The organism is Mesorhizobium sp. L2C066B000 (assembly GCF_000502335.1).
In the GTDB taxonomy this organism is placed as follows: domain Bacteria; phylum Pseudomonadota; class Alphaproteobacteria; order Rhizobiales; family Rhizobiaceae; genus Mesorhizobium.
The window spans coordinates 78,923-105,831 of sequence record NZ_AYWZ01000020.1 but is presented as its reverse complement, the minus strand read 5'-3'; the positions used below and the strand labels follow the sequence as shown (position 1 = coordinate 105,831).

The following is a 26,909-nucleotide window of genomic DNA, read 5'->3' as shown; positions in this document are numbered from 1 at the left end:
GGCTTTGCGAGGTCGATCGTCCTACGAAAGTCGCTCGCCAATCCTTTCAACGGGTTAAGCCGGCTAGCGGAATCAGCTTGGCAAGTTTGCTGGTGTCATGCCGCAGCGGCCGCTTCCAGCCCGCGCAGGATATCGGCCTTGAGGTCCTCGACATCCTCGAGCCCGATCTGCAGCCGGATCAGCGGGCCGTCATAGGGGCCCTTGGCGACGGTACGGTCGCCGAGGAAGACCGGCACGGCAAGGCTCTCATAGCCGCCCCAGGAATAGCCGAGACCGAAGATTTTCAACGCATCGAGGAAGGCATGCTGCTGTCTCTGGCCGCCGCCTTTGAGCACGATGGAAAAGATGCCGCTCGAGCCGGAAAAATCACGCTTCCACACCGCGTGGTCGGGGTGGCTGGGGAGCGCCGGGTGCAGCACGCGGGCCACGCCGGGCTGGCCTTCAAGCCAGACGGCAATGGCAAGCGCGCTCTTTTGATGGTGATCCAGCCGAACGCCCATCGTACGCAGGCCGCGCAGGACTTGGTAGACGTCGTCGGGGCCGGCGCAGCAGCCCATCGTGTAGAACGTCTCGCAAAGCTGCTTCCAGCAGTTGGCATTGGCAGACACTGTGCCCAGCAGCACGTCCGAATGCCCGGCCGGATATTTCGTCGCCGCATGGATCGAGATATCGACGCCGTGGTCGAGCGGGCGGAAATAGAGCGGCGTTGCCCAGGTGTTGTCCATCATGACGATGGCGCCCGTTTCATGCGCGGCCTTGGCGATCGCCGGAACGTCCTGCACCTCGAAGGTGTTGGAGGCCGGTGATTCCGTAAACACGACTTTGGTGTTCGGCTTGATCAAGCTGGCGATGCCGGCGCCGGCATGCGGAGCGTAATACTCGACCTCGACACCCAGCCGCTTCAGCATCGTGTCGGCGAAATTGCGGGTCGGATGGTAGACGGAATCGACAATCAGGATGTGATCGCCTGCCGAGAGAAACGCCAGCAACGGGACGGTCACCGCCGCCAGGCCCGACGGCACGATTATGGTGCCGGCGGAGCCTTCCAGCGCGTCGATCGCATGCGCCAACGCATCGGTGGTCGGCGTGCCGCGTGTGCCATAGGTGTATTTCTGGCTGCGAGCCGCCATCGCCGACGCATTGGGATAGAGCACGGTCGAGGCATGCACGATCGGCGGATTGACGAAGCCGAAATAGTCGTGCGGATTGTTGCCCGAATGGGCAAGCCGCGTGTTTCTACCCATTTCGTTGCCGTCAGTCGCCATTGCTCTTCGCCTTGTGGTGAAAGCGCTAGCCATAGAGCGGCGGCATTGGCCGTGCAACAGCGGGCGCCCGCCAGGCGGTGCCCTTTGCATAGGCCAATTCCCCCATGAATAGTCTGGAATGCGTGGCGATCCAGAGCCGCGGATTTCATGAGTGGATGTGGATTAGCGTCGACGGACTTTGCCGGTTTTATTTGCGGGGCTCGCTGCTTTCCTGATGCTGTTGTCTGCAATTCAGGCATTTGCGGCAATTGGTTTTCAAAGCTGTCGTGAAACGGTCATTTCCCTTGACCTCACAGAGATAATCGCCTTCGATGCACTTCGTGAATGGGAGGGGCCGGGCGTCGGTTACGACGCGGGGTTCCGGGAATGAGCCGGATGGGAGCCGGGTTCACGCGGGAAAAGATCAGGATTTGCCTGAGGATCAGGGTTTACCTGAAAACAGAAAAGGGTCTGTGGGTTATGAAACACATTGCAATTGGCATTCTCGGCGCCGCTGCGCTTGGATGGATGGCTTCGGCCGCGTCGGCGAGCACGCTCGACGACGTCAAGGCGAAAGGCTTCATCCAGTGCGGTACCAACACAGGTCTTGCCGGCTTCGCTGCGCCTGACGACAAGGGTGAATGGAAAGGCATCGATGTGGATTTCTGCCGCGCGGTCGCGGCCGCCGTCTTCGGCGACGGCACCAAGGTCAAGTTCACGCCGCTCAGCGCCAAGGAGCGCTTCACCGCGCTGCAGTCGGGCGAAGTCGACATCCTGTCGCGCAACACCACCTGGACCATCAATCGCGATACGGCACTTGGCCTGAACTTCGTCGGCGTCACCTATTATGACGGCCAGGGCTTCATGATCAACGCCAAGAAGCTGCCGGGCGTCAATTCGGCGCTGCAGCTTTCGGGTGCGGCAGTCTGCGTGCAGAGCGGCACCACGACCGAGCTCAACCTCGCCGACTACTTCAAGGCGAACAAGATGGAGTACAACCCGGTCGTCTTCGAAAAGCTTGAAGAGGTCAACGCCGCCTATGACGCGGGCCGTTGCGATGTCTACACCACCGACCAGTCGGGTCTCTACGGCATCCGCCTGACGCTCAGCGCGCCGGCCGACCATGTCGTGTTGCCCGAGATCATCTCCAAGGAACCGCTCGGCCCGGCCGTGCGCCAGGGGGACGACCAGTGGTACCACATTGTCAAGTGGACCTATTTCGCGCTGCTGCAGGCAGAGGAACTGGGCATCACCCAGGCCAATGTCGACGAGATGAAGACCTCGGACAACCCGGAGATCAAGCGCGTGCTCGGCCAGGAACCCGAAACCAAGATCGGCACCGATCTCGGCGTTAGCAATGACTGGGTCGTCAACATCGTCAAGGCAGTCGGCAATTACGGTGAGATGTTCGAGCGCAATGTCGGCACCGGCAGCCCGCTGAAGATCGCGCGCGGCATCAATGCGCTGTGGACCAAGGGCGGCCTGCAATACGCGCCACCGATCCGCTGATCGAAATGCGATCCGGAAGGCAGATTGTCTGCCTTCCGGTTTCTTTTTGCAGGGGATGGGCAATGGCGTCGCAGGAAGTTCTACGCGAGGAGCCGAGCCGCGGTTCCTTCATCAACGATCCAAAAGTCCGTGGAGTTGTCTTCCAAGCGGTGGTTGTCGTCTTGCTGGTGGCGAGCGTCTGGTGGATTGTCCACAACGTCATCGACAATCTGCAGCGCCTGCACATTTCTTCCGGGTTCGGCTACCTGAAAAGCCGTGCCGGCTTCGATATCTCGGTCAGCGCCATCCCCTACAACTCGGACGACACCTATGGCAAAGCCATTGTCGTCGGGCTGATCAACACCCTCATCGTCGCCGTTGCCGGCATCATCACCGCAACCATCATCGGCTTCATCGTCGGCATCGGCCGCTTGTCGCACAACTGGCTGATCCGCAAGATCTGCACGGTCTATGTCGAGATTTTCCGCAACATCCCGCCGCTGCTGGTGATCTTCTTCTGGTATTCGGGCGTGCTGGCGGTCTTGCCCGTGGTGCGTGAAAGCATCAACCTGCCATTCGGCTCGTTTCTCAACCAGCGCGGCTTCTATCTTCCTCGTGCCATCTGGGGTGATGGCTCCTGGCTGATCTTTGTCGCCTTGCTTGTCGGCATCGCCATGGCATGGTTCGTCGCCCGCACGGCGCGCCAGCGGCAGATGGCGACCGGTCAGCAGTTTCCCGTATTCTGGACGTCCCTGGCGCTGATCGTCGGCCTGCCGATTCTGGCCTATGCGCTGAGCGGCTTTCCCCTGACCTTCGATTTTCCGAAGCAATCGACCTTCAACCTGGCCGGCGGTTTCCACATCGGGCCGGAATTCCTGTCGCTCTATCTGGCGCTGTCCTGCTACACAGCCTCCTTCATCGCCGAGATCGTGCGTGCCGGCATTCTCGGCGTCTCGAAGGGCCAGTCGGAAGCGGCTGGCGCTCTGGGGCTGCGGCCGGGATCGATCCTGCGGCTAGTCGTCGTGCCGCAAGCCATGCGCATCGTCATCCCGCCGCTGACCAGCCAGTATTTGAACCTGACCAAGAACTCGTCGCTGGCCATCGCTATTGCTTACCCGGACCTGACGGCGACCGCCGGCACAGTGCTCAACCAGACGGGGCAGGCGGTCGAAAACGTGCTGATCATGATGGTCGTCTATCTCGTCATCAGCCTGGTGACGTCGGCGGTCATGAATGTGGTCAACGCCAGGATGGCGCTGGTGGAGAGGTAAGGCCATGCAGGAACATGATACCGCTTGGGTGCGGACCGAAATGGCACTGGCGCAACAGGCGCCGGCCGGCGTGCGGGGGCCTATCGCCTGGGTCCGCAAGAACCTGATCGGTTCGGTGGGCGACACCATCCTGACCGTACTGGGCATCGCACTGGTGGTGATGATCCTGCCGCCAATCATCAACTGGGCCTTCATCAGCGCCCAGTGGGTAGGGTCCGATCGCTCGGTATGCGCCACGGCGGCGCAAGGCGGCGTTCAGCCGGATGGCTGGTCCGGCGCTTGCTGGGCGTTCGTCAACGCCAAGTTCGGCCAATTCATGCTCGGCCGCTATCCTATTGAGGAGCGCTGGCGGCCGATCCTGGTCGCCATACTGTTCGTGGCGCTGCTGGTGCCGCTGCTGATCCCGCGCGTGCCGCGCAAGGGGCTGAACGCGATCCTGCTTTTCCTGGTGCTGCCGATCGTCGCTTTCGTGCTGCTGGTCGGCGGCATGTTCGGCCTGCCGCATGTGGAGACGCAGCTATGGGGCGGCCTGCTGGTGACGCTCAGCCTGGCCTTCGTCGGCATTGCAGTGTCGCTGCCGTTCGGCATCGTGCTGGCGCTCGGTCGGCGCTCGAAGATGCCGATAGTCAAGATGCTGTGCGTTATCTTCATCGAATTCGTTCGCGGCATCCCGCTGATCACCGTCCTGTTCTTTGCCAGCGTCATGCTGCCGCTGTTCCTGCCCCCCGGCGTTTCGTTCGACAAGTTCCTCAGGGCGCTGATCGGCTTCTCGTTGTTTGCCGCCGCCTACATGGCGGAGGTGGTGCGCGGCGGTCTGCAGGCGATCCCCAAGGGCCAGTATGAGGGTGCGGATTCGCTTGGTCTCGGTTACTGGCAGAAGATGAACCTTATCGTGCTGCCGCAAGCGCTGAAGTTGGTCATACCCGGCATCGTCAACACCTTCATCGGCATGTTGAAAGACACAAGCCTGGTTATCATCATCTCGATGTTCGACCTGCTCGGTGTCGTCAAGCAGAACTTCTCCGATCCCAACTGGGCGACGCCGCAGACCACCAAGTCCGGCCTGATTTTCGCTGCCTTCGTCTTCTGGCTGTTCTGCTTCGGCATGTCGCGCTATTCGATGTATACGGAACGCCGGCTGGACACCGGCCACAAACGTTAAAAACAAAAAAGGGGAACCTGCCATGGTCATAGAAAACGCCGTCAGCGCCGAAGAGATCAAGGTCGATGCCAAGAAGATGCACATCTCGACCACCGATGTCGCAATCGACATCATCGGCATGCACAAATGGTATGGCGAGTTCCATGTGCTGAAGGACATCAACCTCAAGGTGATGCGCGGCGAGCGCATCGTCATCTGCGGTCCTTCGGGCTCGGGCAAGTCGACCATGATCCGCTGCATCAACCGGCTGGAAGAGCACCAGAAGGGCAAGATCATCGTCGACGGCAAGGAACTCACCAACGATCTCAAGAAGATCGACGAGGTGCGCCGCGAGGTCGGCATGGTGTTCCAGCACTTCAACCTGTTCCCGCATCTGACCATCCTGGAGAACTGCACGCTGGCGCCGATCTGGGTGCGCAAGACGCCGAAGAAGCAGGCCGAGGAAATCGCGATGCACTTCCTCAAGCGCGTCAAGATCCCCGAACAGGCCAACAAATATCCGGGCCAGCTGTCGGGCGGCCAGCAGCAGCGCGTGGCGATCGCGCGTTCGCTGTGCATGAACCCGCGCATCATGCTGTTCGATGAGCCGACCTCGGCGCTCGATCCAGAAATGATCAAGGAAGTGCTGGAGACGATGGTGGGCCTGGCCGAGGAAGGCATGACCATGCTGTGCGTCACTCACGAAATGGGCTTTGCCCGCAAGGTCGCCAACCGGGTGATCTTCATGGATCAGGGCCAGATCGTCGAACAGAACACGCCGGCCGAGTTCTTCGACCATCCGCGCCACGAGCGCACGAAGCTGTTTCTGTCGCAGATCCTGCACTGAGCATTTTCATGCGAACCAAAAGAGCCCGGCCGTAATGCGGCCGGGCTCTTTTGCTATCTGGGGTCGGGGTTGATCTTCTCCATTGAAACACAAAGCCGCCGCCGCATGAGAAAAGCCCTGCGTTTCGTGGCCATGCTGATTATCGTGGTCGCGCTCGCTGCCACGCTCGGCACGCTGGTGCCGCGTCCGCTGTGGCCGGCGTCAGCGGCGGGTGAGGGCACGCGCCATATTCTGGTGCTGGAGAATCCGATCCACACCGACATCGCCATTCCCGTCGATGACGAGGTGCGCCGGCGCTTCCATTTCCTGGTCGCTGCCGGCATCCCTGTCGACGCCCCGGAAGTGAGCTACATCGTCTTTGGCTGGGGCGGCCGGGCCTTCTATCTGGAGACGCCGAGCTGGTCGCAGCTGAAAGCAGTGCCCGTCCTCAAGGCGCTGACACTGGACGCCTCGGTCATGCATGTCGATATCGCCGGGGCCATCGCCGAGCCGCACCCTGCTGTCACCGGTTTCGACATCGATGAGGAACGTTTTGCAGCGCTGCTCGACTATATCGACGCGAGTTTCCAGCAAGGGCCGCATGGTCCGGTCGTCATCGAGAACGCCGCCTATTCCAGCTTCGACCGCTTCTTCGAGGCGAACGGCCATTTCAACGCGCTTGTCGGCTGTAACACCTGGACAGCCGCCGGCCTGCGCACCGCCGGCCTGCGCACCGGCTGGTGGAACCCGCTGCCGGCCTCGCTGGGCTTGTCGATGCGGTTTTATAACTAGCAGTCCTTCATCGCACCGCGACAGTGTTGGATCTTTTGAAGCCAGCGGGACAGCACCCCCCTCTGGCCTGCCGGCCATCTCCCCCGCAAGGGGGGAGATCAGCCGTTTTGCCCGCGGCGCTCCTGCTGCAACGCCGGCGATTTTGGCGACGGCGACGGCGACATCCAATCTCCCCCCTTGCGGGGGAGATGTCCGGCAGGACAGAGGGGGGTGGGAAGGATCGCTACGTCGACGATCTAGACTGCCGAGTGTCCGCTCGCCATCCATAGAGCCAGTCGAGGTCGGCGGCGAGCTTGTCGGGCGAGCGCATGGCCAGGAACAGATTGCGGGCGATCGCCACCGGGCCGGCAGCATGCCAGGCGAGGCGGTTTACGGCCCCACGACGCGCGGCCTTGGCGACACGCGGCCGCCGAAGATTTTCCCAGATTTGAAAACTTCTGGGCAGATCGCCAGGGAAATCGGCGATAGCGTCGGCAAGCGTGATGGCATCTTCGATCGCCATCGCGGCGCCCTGTGCGGCAAACGGCGTCATCGCATGCGCAGCGTCGCCGATCAGCGCGATGCCCTGCGGGCTCGTCCACCGCTTCTGTTCGACGGTGTGGATCGGAAAGGCCGTCCACGGGCCGGCCAGTGCCACAAGCTTCGTCAGGCCCGGCGCGGTGCCGCGCAGGGCAGCCGTGAGGATCGCGGGATCGGCATGGCCTGACCAACCTTCCGCCATGCGCTCGCCCTTGGTGAAGGCGGCGAGATTGAAGGCCCGGCCTTTGCTGACGGGATAGGCGACCATGTGGAAGCCTGGATGCAGGAACGTGGTGACGCAGTCGGCGGCGCCGATCGCGACAAAGGCTTCGCCGGCGGCGCTCTCGGCCGCGATCGTGACTCGCCAGGCGAGTTCGCCCGAAAAACGGCTTTTGACGAAGTCCTCGCCTGCGAGTTGCGCCCTGACTGCCGACCAGACGCCGTCGGCGCCGACCAGCAGTTTGCCGCGTGCCTCGATCTCGCGGCCGTCCACTTCGGCGGTCACGGCGACATATTGCGCGTCTTTGACGATGCCGGTCACGCGGGCGCCGGTGATGAGCTCAATCTCCGGCCGTTCGGCCATTTGCGCCAGCAGCGCTGCCTGCAGATCGGCGCGGTGAGCGACGAGATAAGGCGCCTGCCAGCGCGCTTCGGCGGCTTGCCCAAGCGGTACCCGCGCCAGTCCGCGCAGCGTCCCGGCGTCCTTGAGCACGACCGCTTCCGGCCGCAACGCTGCGGGCAGCAGCCGGTCGAGCACGCCGAGTTTTCCAAGAATGCGTGTTGCGTTGGGCGAAAGCTGGATGCCGGCGCCGGCCGCTTCTAGGTGCTGTGCCTGTTCGATAAGCTTTACCGGATAACCCCGTCCGGCGAAGGCAAGGGCAGCGGTCAGCCCGGCGATGCCGGCCCCGGCGATTATGACCTGCCGGGACCTGATGTCCTCCATCGGGCTTGTCGCGGAAGGATCAGGCGGCCTGGTCGATATAAAGGCAACCACCCGGCAGCGTTTCAGTCGCCCTCAGCTTCGCCGAATAGCGGTAGAGCGTCGAGCAATAGGGGCAGACCTTTTCATCGTCGTCGCCCATGTCGAGAAACACATGTGGGTGGTCGAAGGGCGGGTTGGCGCCGGTGCACATAAATTCCTTGACGCCGATGTCGATTGCCGGATGGCCCGCATCGTTCTGGAAGTGGGGAATGGAACCGCCTGCCATCGTCGTCTCCTTGATCTCGTCGAAAAGCATCTGGAACATAACAGGCCTGTTTGCAAGATCGATGAAATGAAACTGTCGCAAAAGCCTGTCAGAGGATACGGTGAGCCGGTTAAGTGCATGTCCCTGAAATCGGAATGGTTTTCGCCGAAGGGTCATGCGTCACAAAAGCGTGTTAGAGGCATGGCACGTCCAGCGGCGCTCCAAGGGACGGTTGGCGGGGAAGAGCAGGAACCATGAACGAACTGAAGCCGGTGCAGAGCGAATTCATCAATGTCGAGGTGGCGAGCCCCGAGGGCGGCAACCCCGATAGGTTCGTCAACCGTGAGTTCTCCTGGCTGCAGTTCAACCGGCGTGTGCTCGAGGAATCGCAGAACGAGCACCATCCGCTGCTCGAACGCGTCCGTTTCCTGTCGATTTCGGCCGCCAATCTCGATGAATTCTTCATGGTCCGCGTCGCCGGCCTTGCGGGCCAGGTGCGCGAAGGCATTGCGCTCAAGAGCCCCGACGGCCGGACTCCGGAGCAGCAGCTGGAACAATTGCTGCGCGAGGTCGAGCGGCTGCAGGAGGACCAGCAGAATAGCCTTTCGTCGCTGATGTTGCTGCTCAACAAGGAAGGCATTGAGAGCATCACCCGCGATGCACTGACCAAGGATGAAAAAGTCTGGCTGGAAGACCATTTCCAGGACCAGGTTTTCCCGGTGCTGACTCCACTGTCGATCGACCCGGCGCATCCGTTTCCGTTCATTCCCAATCTCGGCTTCTCGATGGCGCTGCAATTGCGCCATCGCAAGAATGGCGAGGAGATGAGCGCGCTTCTGCGCCTGCCGGTGGCGCTGAAGCGCTTCATCCGTCTGCCCGACCGCAAGCAGCACGTTCGCTTCATTCCGTTGGAGGAGGCTGTCGGCCTCTATATCGGCAAGCTGTTCCCCGGCTATGAGGTCAAGGGTTCCGGCACCTTCCGCATCATCCGGGACAGCGATATCGAGGTCGAGGAAGAGTCGGAAGATCTCGTGCGCCTGTTCGAGACGGCGCTGAAGCGGCGCCGCCGCGGTTCGGTCATCCGCATCGAATTCGACAAGTCGATGCCCGGCGAATTGCGCGAGTTCGTCGCCGGCGAGCTTGGCGTCTCTTCGAGCCGCATCAGCGTTCTGACCGGCCCGCTGGCGCTCAGCCAGATTTCCGAGATCGTCGCCGTGCCACGCGACGACCTGAAGTTCACCCCCTACAATCCACGCTTTCCCGAGCGCATCCGCGAGCATGGCGGCGACTGTTTCGCGGCCATCCGCGAGAAGGACATCGTCGTCCACCACCCCTATGAATCCTTCGACGTGGTGGTCCAATTCCTGCGCCAGGCGATGGCCGACCCCGAGGTGGTGGCGATCAAGCAGACGCTCTACCGCACCTCCAACGACAGCCCGATCGTGCGCGCCTTGGTCGACGCGGCCGAGGCCGGCAAGTCGGTAACCGCCCTGGTCGAGCTCAAGGCGCGCTTCGACGAGGAAGCCAACATCCGCTGGGCGCGCGACCTCGAACGCGCCGGCGTTCAGGTCGTGTTCGGCTTCCTCGAACTCAAAACCCATGCGAAAATGTCGCTAGTAGTGCGGCGCGAGGACGGCAAGCTGCGCAACTATGTGCATCTCGGCACCGGCAACTACCATCCGGTGACCGCGCGCATCTACACCGACCTGTCCTTCTTCACCACCGATCCGACGATCGCGCGCGATGTCGCCCAGCTGTTCAACTTCATCACCGGCTATGCCGAGCCGACCGATGAGATGCGGATCGCCATCTCGCCGTTTACGCTGCGCAGCCGTATCCTCAAGCACATTGCCGACGAGGTCGCCTACGCGCTGGCTGGCCGTCCGGCGCGCATCTGGATGAAGATGAACGCGCTCGTCGATCCCAACATCATCGACGCGCTCTATGACGCCAGCCATGCCGGCGTCGAGATCGATCTCGTCGTGCGCGGCATCTGCTGCCTGCGGCCGCAGGTGCCCGGCCTGTCGGAAAACATCAGGGTCAAGTCGATCGTCGGCCGCTTCCTCGAACACAGCCGCATCTACTGCTTCGGCAACGGCCATGGCCTGCCGTCGGACGAGGCGATCGTCTACATCGCCTCGGCCGACTTGATGCCACGCAATCTCGACCGCCGCGTCGAGACCATGGTGCCGATCACCAATCCGACGGTGCATGAACAGATCCTTGGCCAGATCATGCTGGGCAACATCATGGACAACCAGCAAAGTTTCGACGTATTGGCTGACGGAACCTCCCGGCGCGTCGTGCTGGATGAGGGTGAGGAACCGTTCAACGCGCAGGAATATTTCATGACCAATCCGAGCCTGTCGGGACGGGGTGACGCGCTGAAGTCGCATGCGCCCAAGCGCATCGCGCAGTTCAAGCGTCGCAAGAAGAACAGCGGCTCATGATTTCAACGTCCCAAGGCCGGCTGCAGGATCGCCGGCCGCTGTCCATCATCGACATCGGCTCGAACTCGATCCGCCTTGTCGTCTATGAAGGGTTGGCGCGCTCGCCGACCTTGCTGTTCAACGAAAAGATGCTGGCCGGCCTCGGCCGCGGCATCGTTTCGACCGGCAAGCTCGACCCCGAGGCGGTGACGCGCTCGATGGAGGAGTTCCGCCGTTTCCGCGCGCTCTCCGACCAGGCGGGTGCGGAGCACATGTTTGTGCTGGCAACGGCCGCGGCCCGCGAAGCGATCAACGGCCCCGATTTCATCCACCGCGCCCAGGATGTGCTCAAGACCGAGATCCGCGTGCTCACTGGCCGGCAGGAGGCGCATTATTCGGCGCTTGGCGTCATTTCGGGCTTCCACCCCGCCAATGGCATTGCCGGCGATCTTGGCGGCGGCAGCCTGGAGCTTATCGACATCAATGGCGAGGCGATCGGCGACGGCATCACGCTGCCGCTGGGTGGCCTGCGGCTGCAGGACATGGCCAGGAATTCGCTCGCCCAGGCGACAAAGATCACCCGCGACGAACTGGCGCGCGCCAAATTGTTGAAGGGCGGGCAGGGACGGCCCTTCTACGCCGTTGGCGGCACCTGGCGAAACCTTGCCCGGCTGCACATGGAAATGACCAACTACCCGCTTGGCGTCATGCACCACTATGAGATCGGTGTCGACAGCGCCGCCAATTTCCTGAAGCAGGTGGCGAAAGGCGAGATCGAGAAGGTCAAGGGCATCGAAGGCGTGTCGAAGAACCGCCGTTCGCTGCTGCCCTATGGCGCGGTCGTGCTGCAGGAGATCATGGCGGCGATGCAGCCGTCGAAGATCATCGTCTCGGCATTGGGCGTGCGCGAAGGGTTTCTCTATTCGCTGCTCGACCCTGCCGAGCAGAAGGCCGATCCGCTGGTCTCCGCTTCGGAGGAACTGGCGCGGCTGCGGTCGCGCTCGGTCACCCATGCGCATGAGCTTGTCGAATGGACGGACAAGACCTTTGCCGCCTTCGGCATCGACGAGACGGAGGATGAGGCGCGCTATCGCCACGCTGCCTGTCTGCTGGCCGATATAGGCTGGCGCGCACACCCGGAATATCGCGGCAAGCAGTCGCTCAACATCATTGCCCACGCCTCCTTCATTGGCGTCGATCACCCCGGCCGTGCGTTCCTGGCGCTGGTCGGCCTGTTCCGCCACGAAGGCGTGTTCAACGATGCGGCGCCGGAAATCCGCGGCCTGGCGACGCCGCGCTATCTCGAGCGCGCCCGCATCCTGGCGGCGGTGCTGCGCGTCGTCTATCTGCTGACGGCGGCCATGCCCGGCGTCATGCCGCGGCTGAAATGGGAAAACCGCGGCAATGGCACGTTGGCGCTGGTGCTGCCGGCCTCACTTTCCGATCTTTACGGCGAACGCCCGGCCGGACGGCTCGCGCAACTGGCGCGGATCACCAACCGCCGGCTGGTGCTGGCGGTCGAGGGTGGGCAGAGCGTGTCGGTGAAGTAGGCGCGGCCTGACAGCAAAACCATGTCGTCGTCGGCCTCGCGTTCGAGGACCGGCTTCCTCAATCCGTCGCTGCTTCGCACCGCCACCTTCCCCCTCCGGAGGGAAAGGAAGGGAGCCTCGTTGGAAAGCGTTGGCGGCAATAGGCTCGAGCCCTTCCTCTACTCCGTCGATCGGGGGAGAGGTGGCTCGGCGGAGCCGAGACGGAGTGGGGGTCGACCTGCCTCGGCGAGGGATCAACCTGGGACGATATTTGACGATATCAGACCGCGGCGCGGCGCCCGTCGATCGACCAGGCCCCGGCGCCGGCCATGGCTAGCGCCAGGAATCCACCGGCGATGGCAATATCCTTCATCAGCATCTGCTGGTGCAGGAAGGTGAGCATCGGGTCATCGCCGCCCTGGCCGTAGTGGCCGATGGAGCCTGCAACGATGCAGAAAGCGGCAAGAAGTATCGCAACGACCGGCGTCTGAAAGCCGACCAGTATCAAGAGACCGGCAATCAACTCGAACAGCCCGGTGCCCCAGGCAGCAAGCGTCGGCAATGGCATGCCGAGGCCGGCGAAATAGCCGGTCGTCCCGGCAATGTCGGCGAGCGCGTGGTAGCCGGAGGGAACGAGCAGGGCGGCGAGCAGCAGCCGGGAAATCAGAAGCAATGCATCGCGGGGCATGGTCATCTCCGTTGTCTGTCCGCCGGCTGTTTCGAGACCGATCCTAGCAGGGATGGGACGGGCGCGCGCTTGGGCAGACAACGAAAAAGCGGCGTGGAAAATTCCACGCCGCTTTTTTCAGGCTTGGGAGGGAAAGCTCAGCCGCGCTTGGCGTCGATCGAGTAGGCGCCAGGGCCCGAGGAAGCCAGCAGCAGGAAACCGCCGGTGATGGCGACGTTCTTCAGGAAATGGATCATCTGGTTCTGGTCGGCCCAGCCGGTATGGGCGACAAAGGCCGAGGCGATGGTGAAGACCGCGAGCACCCAGGCGGCGATGCGGGTCTGAAAGCCAACGAGCACGGCAAGGCCGCCGAGCAATTCGATCAGGCCGACGACAATGGCCGTTATGGTCGGCACCGGCAGGCCCATGGCGCCGAAATAGCCGGCGGTGCCGGAAATGGCGGTGAGCTTGCCGAAGCCGGAAAGCAGGAAGATGGCGGCGAGCAGGATGCGGCCGAGCAGGATGGTGGTGGAGCTGTTGGACGCGATGCCGGCGCCGGCAGCGGAAGTGTTGATGGACATGGTGGCTCTCCGAAAAGGGTTGATGTCCCGGTCAGATAGACCAAGCCGACTGTTCACCAAAGCCGCCAGTCCGGCGACACATTGTTCACAGGATGTACATTTCGGGATCGTTCGACCGACGCAAAATTCTTGTCGCGGCCAGCAGCGGCGGGAGCAAATTGTCCCGCCACACAATTCGGATTTCTAGTTGACCCAATTCCCAAGAAGAGGGGCTGCGCGCTTCCCGAGGAAACGCAAGGCACTTTCCCTGGAATCGCTTAACCCGGATGCGTCATGTCCTCCGGCCGCACCAGCCGGTCGTAGTCTGCCTCGCTGACCAGCCCGGTGGCCAGTGCTTCCTCGCGCAAGGTGGTGCCCTTCTTGTGCGCGGTCTTGGCGATCTTGGCGGCATTGTCGTACCCGATCGTCGGCGCCAGCGCTGTCACCAGCATCAGCGAGCGGTCGAGCGCGGCCTTGATGTTGTCTTCGCGCGCCTCGATGCCGACGACGCAATTGTCGGTGAAGGAGATCGAAGCGTCGGCCAGCAGCTGCACCGACTGCAGGAAGTTGTAGGCCATCAGCGGGTTATAGACGTTGAGCTCGAAATGGCCCTGGCTGCCGGCGAAGGTCAGCGAGGCGTTGTTGCCGAACACCTGCACGCAGACCTGCGTCAGAGCCTCGCATTGGGTCGGGTTGACCTTGCCCGGCATGATCGAGGAACCCGGCTCGTTTTCCGGCAGCGACAGTTCGCCGAGGCCCGAGCGCGGGCCGGAGCCGAGGAAGCGGATGTCGTTGGCGATCTTGAAGAGGGCGGCGGCCGCCGCGTTGATGGCGCCATGCGAGAACACCATGGAATCATGCGCGGCGAGCGCCTCGAACTTGTTCGGCGCGGTGACGAAGGTGATGCCGGTGATTTCGGCGATGCGCGCCGCCACCTTTTCCGCAAAGCCGACCGGCGCGTTGAGGCCGGTGCCGACGGCGGTGCCGCCCTGCGCCAGTTCCTGCAGGCCGGGCAGCGTCATCTCGATGCGCTTGATCGAAGAGGCCACCTGCGCGGCGTAGCCGGAAAATTCCTGGCCCAGCGTGAGGGGTGTCGCGTCCTGCGTATGGGTGCGGCCGATCTTGATGATGTGGGCGAAGGCCTTCGTCTTGACCTCGAGCGCAGCGTGGAGATGCTTCAGCGCCGGCAGCAGATCGTGCACGATGCGCTCGGCGCACGCGATGTGCATGGCTGTCGGGTAGGTGTCGTTCGACGACTGGCTCATATTGACGTGGTCGTTAGGGTGCACCGGCTTCTTCGAGCCCATGACGCCGCCCAGAAGTTCGATCGCCCGGTTGGAGATCACCTCGTTGGCGTTCATGTTGGACTGCGTGCCCGAGCCGGTCTGCCAGACGACCAGCGGGAAATGATCGTTCAGCTTGCCGTCGATCACCTCTTGCGCCGCCTCGATGATCGCCTTGCCGACTGCCGGATCGAGCCGCTTCAACTCCATATTGGCTTCCGCCGCCGCTCGCTTGACGATGCCGAGCGCACGCACGATCGAGGCCGGCTGTTTTTCCCAGCCTATCCTGAAATTGCCGAGGGAACGCTGCGCCTGCGCGCCCCAGTAACGGTCGGCGGCAACCTCGATGGGGCCGAACGTGTCGGTTTCGGTTCTGGTCCTGGCAGCGGTCACTTGTCTCTCCGACGATCGAATTCGGCAACGGCGTATCGCGTTGCACAATGGCCTTCAAGCAGAGATTGCGGCCGGCAGGCAGTAAATCGGTTGAAGCAGTAGCGCCGCCCTTCGGGATCCTGCACCCTCCACTTTCGTGTGAAGGAAATTGCTCCTCAGTGCGGCTTGATCCCATAAAGTGGACGGAAACTTGCGGATTTAGCTCGATAAGATCATGTCGAGCTGGCGGATTGCTCTACGCAAACTTCCCCCAGGATCAGCAATGCGCAATTCACGTCTACCTACGAGCGACGCTGCCACACAAACTACCATCCGTGCCGGCGTCTCACTGGCAACAGCAGCGATGAGGTAGCTTATGCACTTGTCCTTCTGTTCAGTTTCCCGACCAAAATCCGGCATCGCATCCGGATCGAGCTTCGGATCGCGAAACCGAGAATTTCAAGTCCACCCTGGGAGCGCCTCCACATAGCCTCGGAGATCTCCAAGATGCATGGCGGCAAGGTCGAAGCCGTCTCGACGTCGCAAGAGACGCTCTTTGTTCTCCGTATTTTGCTGAAAGCGCGCCTGATCGCGGACCGTCAGCTCGGAACCTTTTTCCTCCAACGGCGCAGCTTTGTCCTGAGATAGGATCTATAGCCGAACGGAAGTGTTCGCCGTCCGGAAGGCTTGCTTGTCCGCGCCTCCAGACGCTGGCGCACGACGCTCATCAGTCTGCAGAACGCGGGTGTTTCCAATGATTGCACCCGTTTGACGAGGTTGTCGGGCAATGGCTTTGAGCGCCAGTCGAAATAAGCCTCGTAGTCTTGCGGCGTTGCGATCAGGTGCTGGAGATAGGCTGCAAGATCGCTGGCGCTGGCGAAGGCACTGGCGTCAATAAAGGAGTGCTCCGGAACGAACTCGTCCACATTGGGAGCGCCAAGGTAGATCGGCACCGTGCCCGCCATGAACGCGTCATAGATTTTCTCGGTGACATAGTCGGCCTCGATCGAGTTCTCCATGGCCAGGCAGAATTTGTGCCGCGCAATGGTTTCGATCTTGGTCTTCGAGCCCAGATCGGGGCCAGAGACCGATCGGTTGTTGCGATATCGGCCATAAGAATCGATCTTGATGTGGCGCGCCAGTTCGTTCGCCAAATCGACACGGCCGCTATAATTCAGGCCGGCCGACTGGAAGAGTGCGACCGGCGCTTCTTCCGTTTTCGGCACGATTGGTCTGGCCAGCGCATCTTTCCACCACACCGCACGCGGAAGGTAGGGTACCCAGACATCGGACCGGGATTCATGCGTCATGATGATATCGAAGTGCCGCATGATTTTGGGGTCAGCAAGTCGCTTGTAGTTTTGGCCGCATTCCATCGACCAGGCGACCCAATATTGACCAGGGTATTTGTAGGCATCGCCAACTTCGCGAAAGTTCGGAATATGGAAGACCACTGCCGCGGCCTCGGAAATCCGTCGTTTGTCCAGTGTCCACCGCCCGGGCATTTCGCACTGTATCGACGCGATATCGACGGGTTTGCTGAAGAACGTTGTGTAGAAGAGGATCAGTGGATCGATAGACGGCATGGCACCACGAATGTCTGAAGCATTGCTCAATCTGCAGACAGACGCGGTATCGGAAGTTTGGTCAAGTGCTCCGCTTGTTCGAGGCAGAGGGCCGTCCAAACGGTCACCCCGCCGTATACCCGCCATCGATCGCGAAAATGCCGCCCCTGGTCCACGCCGCCTCGTCGCTGGCCAGATAGACGGCGATGCCGGCAAGATCGCTGGTCTGGCCGATGCGGCCGAGCGGGTAGCTGCGCTCGACATAGGTTTTCAGCTCGGCCTGCGCTGCCGCCGGCAGGTTGTCGATCGACTTGCGCCGCATGGCGGTGTCGACCGTGCCGGGCGCAATCGCATTGACCCTGATGCCGCGCGGACCAAGCTCGAAGGCCAGCGACTTGGTCAGCGAATTCAGCGCGCCCTTGGACAAGGAATACAGGCTCGACGGCCGCTTCGGGATCATCTTGTCGGCGAAGTAGGACGAGATGTTGATGACGGAGGTGTTGGCGCCGAGATGCGGCAGCAGCCGCTGGGTAAGGAAGAACGCCGCCGTCACATTGAGCGCGAAGGATTGCTGGAATTGGTGCTCGGTGACGGTCTCGAAAGGCACCAGATAAGCGACGCCGGCATTGTTGACGAGGATGTCGAGTGGGCCGGTTGCTTTCGCGCGATCGACCACGGCATCGATGCCGGAAGAGATCGAGAGATCGGCCGACTGGGTGCCGACGTTGCCCGCCGCCGCAAGTGTCTCGCGGGCGGTCTCGAGCTTGCTGGTGTCGCGGCCGATGATCAGCACGTCGGCGCCCTCGCGCAAGAAAGCTTCCGATATGGCCAGGCCGATGCCGTCCGAGCCGCCGGTCACCAGTGCTCGCTTGCCAGAAAGTCTCATTGAAGGCCAAGTCGCATCGAATGCTCTCGCTGTTGCCCGCGTCACGAAGCAATGCCGATCGGCGAGGGCGGTCAAGCCGCCGGCCTATCGCTCAGTATGAACTTCGGTTGGCCGCGTGCCGATCCGGTTACCGCAGCAGCGACTGCGACGTCGGCGTCAGGCGCAAGGTTTCGGTCCGCCACGTCACATCGGCCGCTTGCCATTGGGGCGAAGCGGCAACTGCGGCTTCGTAACTGGCATGCGCCTCGGGACTGTCGAAACCCGTCACCGCGATAAAGACGTTTTCGCTCAAGCGCACCGGCAGGCGGGGAAAGCTGTTTTCAGCGTGCTCGGTGATGAAGGCGCCAAGCAACCGTCCGCCGGCGCCGATAAGGACCGGAACGGCGTCCGTTTCGAAATTGCCGGCGAAATCGGCTTCGGCGCCAGACCGCAGATGATGAATCTGGATGACAACAACACCGGTCAAGCGGTTGTCTGCGCTCAACTTTCCATCCGCCGGCATGGCGCCTCGCTGCGAGCCTGACAGATCGAAGCCGGCGCCTGGCGATGCCGGCTTCAAGAGCAGTACATCGTCGGAATCGATCATCGTCGCATTGGCGGCGTCGCGGTGCGCCGTCCACACCGGCCCGTCATAGAAGGCGGTGAGCGCCTGCTTCCGCGCTTCCATGCCATCGAAGCCGCGCAGCCAGACGAACATGTCGGGGCGGTCGAGGTCGCGGAACTGTCCGATGATGGTCATGCCGGCGTGTTCCTGGCCTTCGATGAACCGACTGTCGAAGATGTCGATCAGCGTCTCGCGCCGGCCCGGCTTCAGCGTGTACTGCCGCAACTCGACGACAGGCGAAGCGAGCAGTTTTGCCGCCGCAGGCGCATTCAGGGGTACGGTCATTGTGTCGTCTCCAAAAAACAGGATGATCATCCGGTTTATAAAACAGACCGGTTGTCCTGTTTTGTCAATCTGCTATCGTTGGCAAATGTCAGCAGAGATTGCTCGGGCTCCGAAAGGGCCGCCGCGAAAACGCACCAACGATCCCGAAGGGCTGCGCAACAAGGTGCTCGATATCGCCGAAGCGTCGTTCCAGGCGCGTGGCTATCATGCATCCGCCCTTGGCGAGCTGATGACGACCGCAGGCGTCAGCGGCGGCGCGCTGCATCATCATTTCCCGACGAAGAAGGCGCTCGCTCTGGCGGTGATCGAGGAGCGCGTGGCAGCGGCCCTCGATGAAACCTGGATCAACCCTGTACGGGCGGCAGGCTCGGCGCGCGAAGGCGTGCGCGCGGTGTTCGAGGCGGTGGCGACCGAGCTTGAGCAGCAAGGCTTCGTGCGCGGCTGTCCGCTCAACAATCTGGCGCATGAACTGTCGCTCGCTGACCCGGATTTCCGCGCCGCTCTGGACGATATCTTTGCCGGATGGCGTCAGGCGGTTGCCGACAAGGTGCGAGCCGACCAGCAGTCGGGGAGGGAGCAGGGCACCGACCCCGAGCGCTTTGCGGCACTCGCCATCGCCGCCTATTCCGGCGCCATGTCGATGGCCAAGGCGGCACAGGATGCCAGCGTGCTGCGCGATTGCCTGGCCGAACTTCAGGGCAGCTCAACGCCGCCATTCCCGAGCAGAGCGAAGCGGCGTAGCAGGATCCTGCTGCGGCCGGGAAAACCTTGAGGCCGGAACTGCGCTGTTCTAGTTGGAAAGCGGCTTGATCGTCTCGTAACCGTTCACCGATTCCGCGCTGGTCCCTTCGTCGTAGCGCCGGGCGAGGGACGCATGCAGATCGGGCGCATAAAGCGCGGTGAATGTGTCCAGCGTCTCGCCGGCGCCGTTCTTGAAGGTCTCCGTGACGGCCAGCACGTTGTATTTGCAGCCGCCGACGCTGAACGTCTCCTTGCCCTTGACGACCAGGCTCAGTGTCTTGGTGCTCTTCGGCTGCTTGTTCGGCGACAACTCGACGAATTCGATCGTGCTCTTGGCTCCCGTCTTCAGCGGAAACAGTTTTCGCAGATCGGAAAACGGGATCGTCGCCACCCGTCCGGTATCGCTGTCGCGAAACACTTCGACCAGGCCTGCAAACAGGAACTGTGTCTGCGGTGATTGCGATTCGTAGGTGTTGGCGACGGACACCATGCCGCCGGCCACCGGCCGAAACTCGCTGCGGACGCCGGGCATTTCCAGAACGAAGCCGGCCTTGGCCGATTTTGCGTCGACACAATCGGCGGCATGCACCGCAGCCGCCGGTAGCAACCCAGCCAGCACCACGCCTATCGAAACGGCTCTCATGAAATCCTCCCCCTCTGCTTGTATTTGCTGCGCGCCAGCATGACCCAAGAAATGCCAGAGCCACAGTGCCGTGTCGACCTGCCATTCCTGGCAACTGGACGGTGGGGCGCCGGCTGTGCTGAATTTCAGGTCATGAATCGCAAGCTCGTCCTCTCCCGTCGCAATTTCCTCGCACAGGCAGCCGGCCTTGCCATGGCTGGCATGCTGCCGCGCGCCGCGCTTGGCCAGACCGGCAAGCGCATCCAGCCCATCGACGCCACCTTTCTGTTCATCGCCGACGTCCATGCCTGCCGCATGTCGAGCGGCCTCAGCCCCAACTGCCTGGAGGAAGGCAAGACCGACGCCGCCTTGCTGCGCAATGTCGCCGCTCTCAACAGCCTCGCCGACCGGCAATGGCCGGCCGAGATCGACGGCGTCGCCACTGGCCTGCATTCGGCCGGCAGCCGCATCGGCGCGCCGCTCGGCCTCGTCGTCGGCGGCGACATCACCGACGATGGCGGCGGCCAGATCACCGAGCCCAGCGAAGGCACGCAACTGTTGCAGTTCAGCCAGCGCTATCAACAAGGCGTCGGCCCGGACCGCGTGCACATGCCGGTCTATGTCGGCCTCGGCAACCACGATCTCGACCAGAATGGCTCGCCGCCCCATGTCGACTGGTATCGGCGTGAACTGCGCGACTATGTCGAGGTCAACCACCGCCCCGGCGTGTTCTTCAAGCCCCCGGTGCCGGCCACCGAATACGATGTCGACACCGACTGCTATTCCTGGGACTGGGGCGGCCTGCATCTCGTCCAGACCCACCGCTTTGCCGGCGACACCGGCCATGGCGCGGTGAGCAGCCTGCCGTGGCTGAAGCAGGATCTGGCGACCTACGCGGCGGATGGCCGTCCCGTCATCCTGTTCCAGCACTATGGCTGGGACACTTTCTCGGTCGAGCGCTGGGACCCGGCCAAGCGCACCTATGACGATGACGGCGCAGGCGCGCCGCACTGGTGGAGCGAGGCCGACCGCCAGGCGATGCTGGCGGCGCTGAAGGGCTACAATGTCATCGCCATCTTCCATGGCCATCAGCACGAAGTGCCTATGATCTACAAAAGCGATGGCCTCGACCTGTTCAAGCCGAAGGCTGCCTATATGGGTGGCTTCGCGCTGGTGAGGGTAACCGGGGACGGCATGGACGTGGTGCTGGGCGAGGCGGCCGACGACCACGGCGAGGTCAAGTTCACCAGCGCCTTCAGCAAAGCCTCAGCCTCTGACAAGAAAAAGGCGGCCTTGAGCCGCCTTCCTCATTGCCTGCGAGATCGGGTCAGAGCGCCTTTTTGATCTTGTCCTTCACGTCGCCATAGACCTTCTGCACCTTGCCGGTCTTGTCTGCAGTGCCTTCGGCCTGGGTCTGCCTGTTGCCGGTCGCCTTGCCGCCGGCCTCCTTGACCGAGCCCTTGACCTGCTTGGCCACGCCGGCAACCTGATCCTTGTTCACCATCTTTGCATCTCCTGGGATTCCGGGGATTCATTCGCAGGAGGCAAACGGACCGGCTTGGCTTAGGTTCCCTGGGCGGCGATCATCGTCGCATATGGTCGCTTATATGGTCGCCGAAACGCTTTGCCGCGTCGTATCGTGTGACTAGTGTGACGAAATTTTGGGGAGACCGCCTTGGCTGAATTTACGCTCATCATCGCCAACAAGTGCTTTTCGTCCTGGTCGCTGAGGCCATGGGTGGCGATGAAGCATCTGGATATCCCTTTCGAGGAAGGTTTCGTGCGCCTGCGCACGCCCGAAACCTTTGCCGCTCTGGCGAAAGTCTCGCCCACCGGCCTTGTGCCAGTGTTGAATCACAATGGCAGGATTGTCTGGGAAACCCTTGCCATCCTTGAATATCTCGCCGACCTGTTTCCGGAGAAAAAGCTTTGGCCTCAGGATATCGGCGCCCGAGCGCTGGCCCGCTCGGTGGCGACCGAGATGCATTCCGGCTTTCGCGAGGTGCGCTATGGCTGGCCGATGAATTTGCGCCGGCCGAAGGGCCACAAGCCGCTCGACGCCCAAGGCGAAATGCAGCGCGCGCGCATCGAAACGATCTGGCGCCAGTGCCGGGAACAATACGGCAAAGGCGGCCCCTTCCTGTTCGGTCATTTCACCGCGGCCGATGCCATGTATGCACCTGTCGTCACCCGCTTCGACACCTATGGCGGCAAGCTCGCGCCCGACACGCGCGCCTACGTCGACGCCGTGTTGGCAACGCCGGCGATGCGGCACTGGTATGCGGAAGCAGCGAAGGAGACTTGGCCGGAACCCGGCCCGGACGAATAGAACCACTAATGACCTCACGGTGAGTGACCGATGGCCAGCAATGATGGACCGCGTGAGACTACCGCGCCAACAATCTTCCACTGCCGGCTGATCCCGCCTCGGCCGGACTTCGCCTTCACCCTGACGGAGGAGGAGAGGGAGTTGATGGGCCGGCATGCCGACTATCTGCGCGGCAAGCTTGCCGAGGGCACCATGATCCTGGCCGGGCCGGTCGCCGGCCCGGCCGGCCCTTGGGGTCTGCTGATCCTGCGTGTCGGTAGCGAAGCCGAGGCAAGAGCGGTCACCGACGGCGATCCGGTGTCGAGCTCCGGCCGCGGCTTCCGCTACGAGATCCTGCCGCTGATCAGCGCGATCCTGTAGGCGAGCGTAAGTTTAAGGAAAAGTGTGAAACGGTTTTCCCTTGGGAATTGTGTCAGACAACGGCACATACAAGAACGCCTCTCGCACCGTTTAATGTGCGGGAGGCGTCCTTTTGCCAGCATTACCGAGATTGCTCTCTAAATTGCTGACACCACGGAAATGCGCCGGCTTGCGATTGGTTCCGGGGCGTGGAATATTTTTTGGGAACGCCTTGCGCTCCGCCACCTCGTCAGTTGAGGCTTATGCCTCAGGCATCCTCAGGTTGAATTTGTTCTGTGGCCAAACCAGAAATTGACTCGGCGCTAAGAGAAGTCTATAAGAAATATGTCGATATTTGTTTGACCGACTTTTGTTATCCGCGCATGATGCGCGCCTTTGACGAACTTCCCCATCAAAAATCGAGACAAAACGCTGTTGTGCAGTCGCACGATGGTGAACGAATATTTGCCAGGGAAAGGGTTCTTCATGGCCACCGGCACAGTGAAATGGTTCAACGCCACCAAAGGTTTTGGTTTTATTCAGCCTGACGACGGCTCCGCCGACGTTTTTGTCCACATCTCGGCCGTAGAGCGCGCCGGCATGCGTGACATCGTCGAGGGTCAGAAGCTCGGCTACGAGATGACCCGCGACAACAAGTCGGGCAAGATGTCCGCCGACCAGTTGAAGGCGGCCTGATAAGGAATTCGGCCTTCCGGTGACCACGGATGTACTGGCACCGATGAAAGGCTGAAAGGAGCGCCTTGCGCATCCAACTGGATGCGCGGCGCTTTCATGGAAGGTCAGGCGGTGCCTGGCCTTTTTCATTTTATGCGTCATGCCGCTAAAAGTGCGCCGCACGCCCGCCGGAACGTGCTAAGGGACGATCCAGCAATCTGAACCGCCCATATTGCCCCGATGCCGTATTGCATTGGTCGTGACCGAAGCCCGGTCTCGCTCTATCGGCACCAGGCTCCCGACAGGAGAAAGTTTTGACCACTCAATCGAAGACCGCCGAACAGGCCGGCTCGCTGTTCAGCAAGACGCAAACCCAGTCGATGTCACTCAACCGCATCCTGTCCGAGCGTGATGCCGTCAGCGAGGCGCGCGAAGCCAAGACCGCGCGCTTGCGCGAACTGCGCAAGGAAAAGGAAGCCGACGACATGGCGGCGGCCGCAGCCCTTGCGACGCTGCCGAAGCGGGCAGGCAAACGCTGATGGCCACCAAGCGCGTACCGCCGACGCCGATCGATGCCGATGCGACCATAGCGTCCATGGTCCCGGGCCTGGACAAGCCGGTCGAATATGTCCGCCGTGTGCTGGAAAAGCTCGAGCGCTGCAAGCGCGCGCATGGCGATGCCCAGGTGCGCGTCAGCGTGCGCGGCCGTGCCGAAGCCCCGAACTATCTGGTCGAATATGTCCGCGAGGACAAAAAGACCCAGGAGCGCGTGACCTACCAGGATGCCGCCTATAGCGGCAGCACGCATCGCGAACTGGCGGCGCACCACATTGCCGAGGCGAGGAACTGGTCGCCCGAGGAAATGAACATCACAGCGGTCTCGGCGCTGATCGGCCGCTTGCGCAATCCGCGCGCACCATCATCCCGCTTTTCCGACGAGGACTGACATGGCCATAAAGTTTTCCACCAAGGACCAGCCGGCAGCGCCGGCTGCTGCCACTGCAAAGCAGGCCAAGCCCGCTGCCGCGCCGAAGGCCGCCGAACCGTCGGCAACCGATCTGTTCGAGGCGCCAGCCGCCACGCCCAAGGGCAAGGCAGGCAAGAAGAAATAGCGCCTTGCCGCACCAAGCCGATCGCAATCTCGCAGCACCTGGGCTGGTCGCGTTGGCCGCCAGGGATATCCGGTCGTCAAAACAGGACGACCAGCCGGTTTTCGATTGCCAGAGCTGCGGCGCCTGCTGTTCCTACTCGGCCGAATGGCCGCGCTTCTCGACCGAGGACGATGCGCAACTTGACCGGATTCCGGAAAAGTTCGTGTCCGCCGACCTGTCCGGCATGCGCTGCGAGGGCGTGCGCTGTTCGGCGCTTACGGGCGAGATCGGCAAGCACACGGCCTGCGGCATCTACGAGATCCGCCCGGACGTCTGCCACGCCTGCATGCCTGGCGGCGACGATTGCCTGATGGCGCGCAAGGCGCACGGGATGCCAACGATCTAGCCGACGCCCACCTTGCCTCATCCCACATCCCCCGATAGCTTCCACTACGGGCAGGGCGTTGGAGGAACCATGAGCATCGAATTCCTGTTGACGTCGCTGATCGTCGTGGCTTCGCCCGGCACCGGCGTTCTCTACACGCTGAGCGCCGGGCTTTCGCGAGGCGCGCGCGCCTCGATCACTGCTGCATTCGGCTGCACGCTTGGCATCATCCCGCATATGGCCGCCGCCATCACCGGCCTGGCGGCGCTGCTGCACACCAGTGCTGTCGCCTTCGAGACGCTGAAATATCTCGGCGTCGCCTATCTCCTCTACATGGCCTGGAACACGCTGAAGGAGAAGGGCGGCCTGAGCGTCGATGAAAACGCGGCACCCCGCTCGGCAGCCAAGGTCATCACCTCCGGCATCCTGATCAACATCCTTAACCCGAAGCTGTCGATCTTCTTCTTTGCCTTCCTGCCGCAATTCGTCAGCACGACCGAACCGAACGCATTTGCCAAGATGCTCGAACTCTCGAGCGTCTTCATGCTGCTGACCTTCGTCGTCTTCGTCGCTTACGGGATCTTTGCGGCCTCGATCCGCAGCCATGTCGTGTCGCGGCCGATGGTGCTGACCTGGATGCGCCGCACCTTCGCCGGCGCCTTTGTCATGCTCGGCGCCAAGCTGGCGCTGGCTGATCGATAGAACAGGAGCTGCCAGGCCTCGGCCTACTCTTCGTCGGTTCCGGATCCGGTCCGGATGCCTAGACGCCAGGCCGAGGGCGGAAGGCCGATCATCTTCTTGAAGGCGCGGCTGAACGCTGCCTCGGATTCGTAGCCGATTTCAGCGGCGATGCTGGCCATGTTGCTGGAGCCGGCGCTGAGCAGCTCCGAGGCGATCTGCATGCGCCATTTGGCGAGATAATGCATTGGCGGCATGCCGACCAGCCTGGTGAAGCGTTCGGCGAGCACGCTGCGCGACAGCGCGGAGTCCTTCGCCAGCGCCTCCACCGTCCAGTTATGCGCCGGCCGGTCGTGGATCAGCGCCAGTGCCCTCGCCAGGTGCGGATCGCGCAGGCCAGCCAGCCATCCCGTGGTTTGTGGCGGCAGCGATTCCAAGTAACGGCGCAACACGTCGACAAACATCAGTTCGCTCAGTTTGGTGAGCACCGTTTCACTGCCTGCGCGCTTTTGCGCCACCTCCGTGACAACGCTTCTATCCTTTGACGTAACCCATCGCCTCGACGATCAGCTCGTCCGCGACACGCATCAGGTTGACGCCGCGGATGGAGTTGCCGTCGGCCATGAAGTAGCGCCAGCGGATCGTCGCCCGTTCACCGGCGACGAAGGTTTCCTCGAGGTCGAAGCGCGTGCCGGGCTGGGTGGCGATCGCCGACCATAGGTCAATGCATGCCTCTTTGCCGGCATGGCGGGCGCCGTCCGGCGCCGGCACGGTGTTTTCGATAACGCAATCCTGCGCCACCAACTCGGCAAGCGCGGACGGATCGTGCAACTGGAACACATCGTTGAAGCGACGCATGATCTCGGCCGTCTGGCTAGAGTGGTCGCCCGGATGAATGCTCGTGATGCTGTCCTGGCTCATCTCATATCTCCTGGTTTTCATTGTTCCGTGGCAGTGGTGGCGGCCAGCTCGGCCTTGAGGGTGATGGTTGTAACGCCGGCCAAAGCGCGAGAGACAAGGCAGGTCGTCTTCGCCGTCTCCGCCATACGCTGGAATTCGGCAGGCTGAAGGCCGGGAATCTCTGCTTCCGTTTCGAGCTCGATGCGGGTGATCGTCGGCCCGGCCGCGGTCGCGCCGAGATGCACCTTGGCGACGGTGCGGATGGTGCGGGCGACGTGGCCTTCCTGGCCGAGGATGAAGGTCAGCGCCATCGAGAAGCAGCCGGCATGTGCTGCCCCGATCAGCTCTTCGGGATTGGTGCCCGGACCGTTCTCGAACCGCGACGGAAAGGAATAGGCGCCTTCGAAGACGCCGCTGCCAAGCCGCAGACGGCCGCCGCCTTCCTTCAGCGTGCCTTGCCATTCTGCGGAAGCTTCACGGATGGTCATGGTCGTTCTCCTG

General features: G+C 62.3%; 31 protein-coding genes. 17 read left to right on the top strand and 14 right to left on the bottom strand.

What is annotated here, in order from left to right:
- Positions 1–95: 95 nt before the first annotated feature.
- Positions 96–1,265 (bottom strand): cystathionine beta-lyase, encoded by a 1,170-nt coding sequence (locus X733_RS138975; protein ID WP_023820021.1) that lies wholly within the window; start codon positions 1,263–1,265, stop codon positions 96–98.
- 459 nt (positions 1,266–1,724) lie between these two features.
- Between X733_RS138975 and X733_RS138985 the strand changes: the two genes are divergently transcribed.
- The 5 genes from X733_RS138985 to X733_RS139005 all read left to right on the top strand — a co-directional run bounded on the left by X733_RS138985 (position 1,725) and on the right by X733_RS139005 (position 6,762).
- Complete coding sequence (locus X733_RS138985; protein ID WP_023684327.1) at positions 1,725–2,753, top strand: amino acid ABC transporter substrate-binding protein; 1,029 nt, start codon at positions 1,725–1,727, stop codon at positions 2,751–2,753.
- A 62-nt stretch (positions 2,754–2,815) separates the two neighbouring features.
- On the top strand, positions 2,816–4,003 hold the full coding sequence (locus X733_RS138990) for an amino acid ABC transporter permease (protein ID WP_023684326.1): 1,188 nt from the start codon (positions 2,816–2,818) through the stop codon (positions 4,001–4,003).
- Positions 4,004–4,007: 4 nt separating this feature from the next.
- Positions 4,008–5,165: an amino acid ABC transporter permease gene (locus X733_RS138995; protein ID WP_023684325.1), complete on the top strand. Its 1,158-nt coding sequence runs from the start codon at positions 4,008–4,010 to the stop codon at positions 5,163–5,165.
- A 22-nt stretch (positions 5,166–5,187) separates the two neighbouring features.
- Positions 5,188–5,991, top strand: a complete 804-nt coding sequence (locus tag X733_RS139000) for an amino acid ABC transporter ATP-binding protein (RefSeq protein ID WP_023671483.1) — start codon at positions 5,188–5,190, stop codon at positions 5,989–5,991.
- 105 nt (positions 5,992–6,096) lie between these two features.
- Positions 6,097–6,762, top strand: coding sequence for a TIGR02117 family protein (locus tag X733_RS139005; RefSeq protein WP_023820019.1), 666 nt, complete (start codon positions 6,097–6,099; stop codon positions 6,760–6,762).
- Positions 6,763–6,985: 223 nt separating this feature from the next.
- Here the strand turns inward: X733_RS139005 and X733_RS139010 are convergent, their stop codons facing one another.
- Both X733_RS139010 and X733_RS139015 read right to left on the bottom strand, forming a co-directional pair.
- Positions 6,986–8,224, bottom strand: coding sequence for an FAD-dependent monooxygenase (locus X733_RS139010; protein ID WP_023820018.1), 1,239 nt, complete (start codon positions 8,222–8,224; stop codon positions 6,986–6,988).
- 19 nt (positions 8,225–8,243) lie between these two features.
- On the bottom strand, positions 8,244–8,489 hold the full coding sequence (locus tag X733_RS139015) for a zinc-finger domain-containing protein (RefSeq protein WP_031194066.1): 246 nt from the start codon (positions 8,487–8,489) through the stop codon (positions 8,244–8,246).
- Between the two features lie 233 nt (positions 8,490–8,722).
- On the opposite strand from X733_RS139015, the gene X733_RS139020 reads away from it, so the two are divergent.
- A complete protein-coding gene (locus X733_RS139020) occupies positions 8,723–10,918 on the top strand; it encodes an RNA degradosome polyphosphate kinase (protein WP_023820016.1) in 2,196 nt (731 codons plus the stop codon).
- A complete protein-coding gene (gene ppx, locus X733_RS139025) occupies positions 10,915–12,447 on the top strand; it encodes an exopolyphosphatase (RefSeq protein WP_023820015.1) in 1,533 nt (510 codons plus the stop codon). Before X733_RS139020 ends, ppx begins: the two co-directional genes overlap by 4 nt.
- 259 nt (positions 12,448–12,706) lie before the next feature.
- Here the strand turns inward: ppx and X733_RS139030 are convergent, their stop codons facing one another.
- The 6 genes from X733_RS139030 to X733_RS139055 form a co-directional block, all read right to left on the bottom strand.
- Entirely contained in the window at positions 12,707–13,114 is a 408-nt protein-coding gene (locus X733_RS139030; protein WP_023712732.1) for a DoxX family protein, read from the bottom strand.
- A gap of 137 nt (positions 13,115–13,251) precedes the next feature.
- On the bottom strand, positions 13,252–13,674 hold the full coding sequence (locus tag X733_RS139035) for a DoxX family protein (protein ID WP_023671490.1): 423 nt from the start codon (positions 13,672–13,674) through the stop codon (positions 13,252–13,254).
- Positions 13,675–13,931: 257 nt separating this feature from the next.
- Complete coding sequence (gene fumC / locus X733_RS139040) at positions 13,932–15,329, bottom strand: class II fumarate hydratase (protein WP_023743009.1); 1,398 nt, start codon at positions 15,327–15,329, stop codon at positions 13,932–13,934.
- A gap of 578 nt (positions 15,330–15,907) precedes the next feature.
- Positions 15,908–16,894 (bottom strand): glycosyltransferase family 10, encoded by a 987-nt coding sequence (locus X733_RS139045; RefSeq protein ID WP_023715187.1) that lies wholly within the window; start codon positions 16,892–16,894, stop codon positions 15,908–15,910.
- 103 nt (positions 16,895–16,997) lie between these two features.
- Positions 16,998–17,759, bottom strand: a complete 762-nt coding sequence (locus X733_RS139050) for an SDR family oxidoreductase (RefSeq protein WP_031194064.1) — start codon at positions 17,757–17,759, stop codon at positions 16,998–17,000.
- Positions 17,760–17,886: 127 nt separating this feature from the next.
- Positions 17,887–18,648, bottom strand: a complete 762-nt coding sequence (locus tag X733_RS139055) for an NIPSNAP family protein (protein ID WP_031194063.1) — start codon at positions 18,646–18,648, stop codon at positions 17,887–17,889.
- 85 nt (positions 18,649–18,733) lie between these two features.
- On the opposite strand from X733_RS139055, the gene X733_RS139060 reads away from it, so the two are divergent.
- Positions 18,734–19,420, top strand: a complete 687-nt coding sequence (locus tag X733_RS139060) for a TetR/AcrR family transcriptional regulator (RefSeq protein ID WP_023755902.1) — start codon at positions 18,734–18,736, stop codon at positions 19,418–19,420.
- Positions 19,421–19,438: 18 nt separating this feature from the next.
- On the opposite strand, the gene X733_RS139065 is transcribed toward X733_RS139060, so the two are convergent.
- Positions 19,439–20,032, bottom strand: coding sequence for a hypothetical protein (locus tag X733_RS139065; protein ID WP_031194060.1), 594 nt, complete (start codon positions 20,030–20,032; stop codon positions 19,439–19,441).
- A gap of 132 nt (positions 20,033–20,164) precedes the next feature.
- On the opposite strand from X733_RS139065, the gene X733_RS139070 reads away from it, so the two are divergent.
- Positions 20,165–21,355, top strand: coding sequence for a metallophosphoesterase (locus X733_RS139070; protein ID WP_023820011.1), 1,191 nt, complete (start codon positions 20,165–20,167; stop codon positions 21,353–21,355).
- On the opposite strand, the gene X733_RS1000000168715 is transcribed toward X733_RS139070, so the two are convergent.
- The gene (locus X733_RS1000000168715; RefSeq protein ID WP_023820010.1) at positions 21,339–21,515 is read right to left on the bottom strand and encodes a CsbD family protein; all 177 of its coding nucleotides are present in this window, start codon (positions 21,513–21,515) and stop codon (positions 21,339–21,341) included. The genes X733_RS139070 and X733_RS1000000168715 overlap by 17 nt on opposite strands.
- A gap of 171 nt (positions 21,516–21,686) precedes the next feature.
- On the opposite strand from X733_RS1000000168715, the gene X733_RS139075 reads away from it, so the two are divergent.
- The 8 genes from X733_RS139075 to X733_RS139100 all read left to right on the top strand — a co-directional run bounded on the left by X733_RS139075 (position 21,687) and on the right by X733_RS139100 (position 25,532).
- Positions 21,687–22,340 (top strand): glutathione S-transferase family protein, encoded by a 654-nt coding sequence (locus X733_RS139075; protein ID WP_023820009.1) that lies wholly within the window; start codon positions 21,687–21,689, stop codon positions 22,338–22,340.
- Between the two features lie 30 nt (positions 22,341–22,370).
- A complete protein-coding gene (locus X733_RS0135780; RefSeq protein ID WP_023814786.1) occupies positions 22,371–22,700 on the top strand; it encodes a YciI family protein in 330 nt (109 codons plus the stop codon).
- Positions 22,701–23,165: 465 nt separating this feature from the next.
- Positions 23,166–23,375, top strand: coding sequence for a cold-shock protein (locus tag X733_RS139080; protein ID WP_023671502.1), 210 nt, complete (start codon positions 23,166–23,168; stop codon positions 23,373–23,375).
- A 293-nt stretch (positions 23,376–23,668) separates the two neighbouring features.
- A complete protein-coding gene (locus X733_RS139085; protein WP_023820007.1) occupies positions 23,669–23,893 on the top strand; it encodes a hypothetical protein in 225 nt (74 codons plus the stop codon).
- Positions 23,893–24,300: a hypothetical protein gene (locus tag X733_RS139090; protein ID WP_023820006.1), complete on the top strand. Its 408-nt coding sequence runs from the start codon at positions 23,893–23,895 to the stop codon at positions 24,298–24,300. The genes X733_RS139085 and X733_RS139090 overlap by 1 nt, the downstream gene beginning before the upstream one ends.
- Before the next feature lies 1 nt (position 24,301).
- On the top strand, positions 24,302–24,466 hold the full coding sequence (locus X733_RS1000000170365) for a hypothetical protein (protein ID WP_023671505.1): 165 nt from the start codon (positions 24,302–24,304) through the stop codon (positions 24,464–24,466).
- Between the two features lie 4 nt (positions 24,467–24,470).
- Positions 24,471–24,851, top strand: coding sequence for a YkgJ family cysteine cluster protein (locus tag X733_RS139095; protein ID WP_023715196.1), 381 nt, complete (start codon positions 24,471–24,473; stop codon positions 24,849–24,851).
- 69 nt (positions 24,852–24,920) lie between these two features.
- Positions 24,921–25,532, top strand: coding sequence for a LysE family translocator (locus X733_RS139100; RefSeq protein WP_023689918.1), 612 nt, complete (start codon positions 24,921–24,923; stop codon positions 25,530–25,532).
- 23 nt (positions 25,533–25,555) lie between these two features.
- On the opposite strand, the gene X733_RS02680 is transcribed toward X733_RS139100, so the two are convergent.
- The 3 genes from X733_RS02680 to X733_RS139110 are packed head-to-tail and all read right to left on the bottom strand — an operon-like array spanning position 25,556 to position 26,896.
- Entirely contained in the window at positions 25,556–25,996 is a 441-nt protein-coding gene (locus X733_RS02680; RefSeq protein WP_196813781.1) for an AraC family transcriptional regulator, read from the bottom strand.
- A 46-nt stretch (positions 25,997–26,042) separates the two neighbouring features.
- On the bottom strand, positions 26,043–26,429 hold the full coding sequence (locus X733_RS139105) for a nuclear transport factor 2 family protein (RefSeq protein ID WP_023697709.1): 387 nt from the start codon (positions 26,427–26,429) through the stop codon (positions 26,043–26,045).
- Positions 26,430–26,446: 17 nt separating this feature from the next.
- On the bottom strand, positions 26,447–26,896 hold the full coding sequence (locus X733_RS139110) for an OsmC family peroxiredoxin (protein ID WP_023705715.1): 450 nt from the start codon (positions 26,894–26,896) through the stop codon (positions 26,447–26,449).
- Positions 26,897–26,909: the final 13 nt, after the last annotated feature.

What these genes read in the sequence shown, in the direction of transcription:
- X733_RS138975 (WP_023820021.1), bottom strand. Translation starts at nt 1,265, where the DNA reads ATGGCGACTGACGGCAACGAAATGGGTAGAAACACGCGGCTTGCCCAT.
- X733_RS138985 (WP_023684327.1), top strand. Translation starts at nt 1,725, where the DNA reads ATGAAACACATTGCAATTGGCATTCTCGGCGCCGCTGCGCTTGGATGG.
- X733_RS138990 (WP_023684326.1), top strand. Translation starts at nt 2,816, where the DNA reads ATGGCGTCGCAGGAAGTTCTACGCGAGGAGCCGAGCCGCGGTTCCTTC.
- X733_RS138995 (WP_023684325.1), top strand. Translation starts at nt 4,008, where the DNA reads ATGCAGGAACATGATACCGCTTGGGTGCGGACCGAAATGGCACTGGCG.
- X733_RS139000 (WP_023671483.1), top strand. Translation starts at nt 5,188, where the DNA reads ATGGTCATAGAAAACGCCGTCAGCGCCGAAGAGATCAAGGTCGATGCC.
- X733_RS139005 (WP_023820019.1), top strand. Translation starts at nt 6,097, where the DNA reads ATGAGAAAAGCCCTGCGTTTCGTGGCCATGCTGATTATCGTGGTCGCG.
- X733_RS139010 (WP_023820018.1), bottom strand. Translation starts at nt 8,224, where the DNA reads ATGGAGGACATCAGGTCCCGGCAGGTCATAATCGCCGGGGCCGGCATC.
- X733_RS139015 (WP_031194066.1), bottom strand. Translation starts at nt 8,489, where the DNA reads ATGGCAGGCGGTTCCATTCCCCACTTCCAGAACGATGCGGGCCATCCG.
- X733_RS139020 (WP_023820016.1), top strand. Translation starts at nt 8,723, where the DNA reads ATGAACGAACTGAAGCCGGTGCAGAGCGAATTCATCAATGTCGAGGTG.
- ppx (WP_023820015.1), top strand. Translation starts at nt 10,915, where the DNA reads ATGATTTCAACGTCCCAAGGCCGGCTGCAGGATCGCCGGCCGCTGTCC.
- X733_RS139030 (WP_023712732.1), bottom strand. Translation starts at nt 13,114, where the DNA reads ATGCCCCGCGATGCATTGCTTCTGATTTCCCGGCTGCTGCTCGCCGCC.
- X733_RS139035 (WP_023671490.1), bottom strand. Translation starts at nt 13,674, where the DNA reads ATGTCCATCAACACTTCCGCTGCCGGCGCCGGCATCGCGTCCAACAGC.
- X733_RS139045 (WP_023715187.1), bottom strand. Translation starts at nt 16,894, where the DNA reads ATGCCGTCTATCGATCCACTGATCCTCTTCTACACAACGTTCTTCAGC.
- X733_RS139050 (WP_031194064.1), bottom strand. Translation starts at nt 17,759, where the DNA reads ATGAGACTTTCTGGCAAGCGAGCACTGGTGACCGGCGGCTCGGACGGC.
- X733_RS139055 (WP_031194063.1), bottom strand. Translation starts at nt 18,648, where the DNA reads ATGACCGTACCCCTGAATGCGCCTGCGGCGGCAAAACTGCTCGCTTCG.
- X733_RS139060 (WP_023755902.1), top strand. Translation starts at nt 18,734, where the DNA reads ATGTCAGCAGAGATTGCTCGGGCTCCGAAAGGGCCGCCGCGAAAACGC.
- X733_RS139065 (WP_031194060.1), bottom strand. Translation starts at nt 20,032, where the DNA reads ATGAGAGCCGTTTCGATAGGCGTGGTGCTGGCTGGGTTGCTACCGGCG.
- X733_RS139070 (WP_023820011.1), top strand. Translation starts at nt 20,165, where the DNA reads ATGAATCGCAAGCTCGTCCTCTCCCGTCGCAATTTCCTCGCACAGGCA.
- X733_RS1000000168715 (WP_023820010.1), bottom strand. Translation starts at nt 21,515, where the DNA reads ATGGTGAACAAGGATCAGGTTGCCGGCGTGGCCAAGCAGGTCAAGGGC.
- X733_RS0135780 (WP_023814786.1), top strand. Translation starts at nt 22,371, where the DNA reads ATGGCCAGCAATGATGGACCGCGTGAGACTACCGCGCCAACAATCTTC.
- X733_RS139080 (WP_023671502.1), top strand. Translation starts at nt 23,166, where the DNA reads ATGGCCACCGGCACAGTGAAATGGTTCAACGCCACCAAAGGTTTTGGT.
- X733_RS139090 (WP_023820006.1), top strand. Translation starts at nt 23,893, where the DNA reads ATGGCCACCAAGCGCGTACCGCCGACGCCGATCGATGCCGATGCGACC.
- X733_RS1000000170365 (WP_023671505.1), top strand. Translation starts at nt 24,302, where the DNA reads ATGGCCATAAAGTTTTCCACCAAGGACCAGCCGGCAGCGCCGGCTGCT.
- X733_RS139100 (WP_023689918.1), top strand. Translation starts at nt 24,921, where the DNA reads ATGAGCATCGAATTCCTGTTGACGTCGCTGATCGTCGTGGCTTCGCCC.
- X733_RS139105 (WP_023697709.1), bottom strand. Translation starts at nt 26,429, where the DNA reads ATGAGCCAGGACAGCATCACGAGCATTCATCCGGGCGACCACTCTAGC.
- X733_RS139110 (WP_023705715.1), bottom strand. Translation starts at nt 26,896, where the DNA reads ATGACCATCCGTGAAGCTTCCGCAGAATGGCAAGGCACGCTGAAGGAA.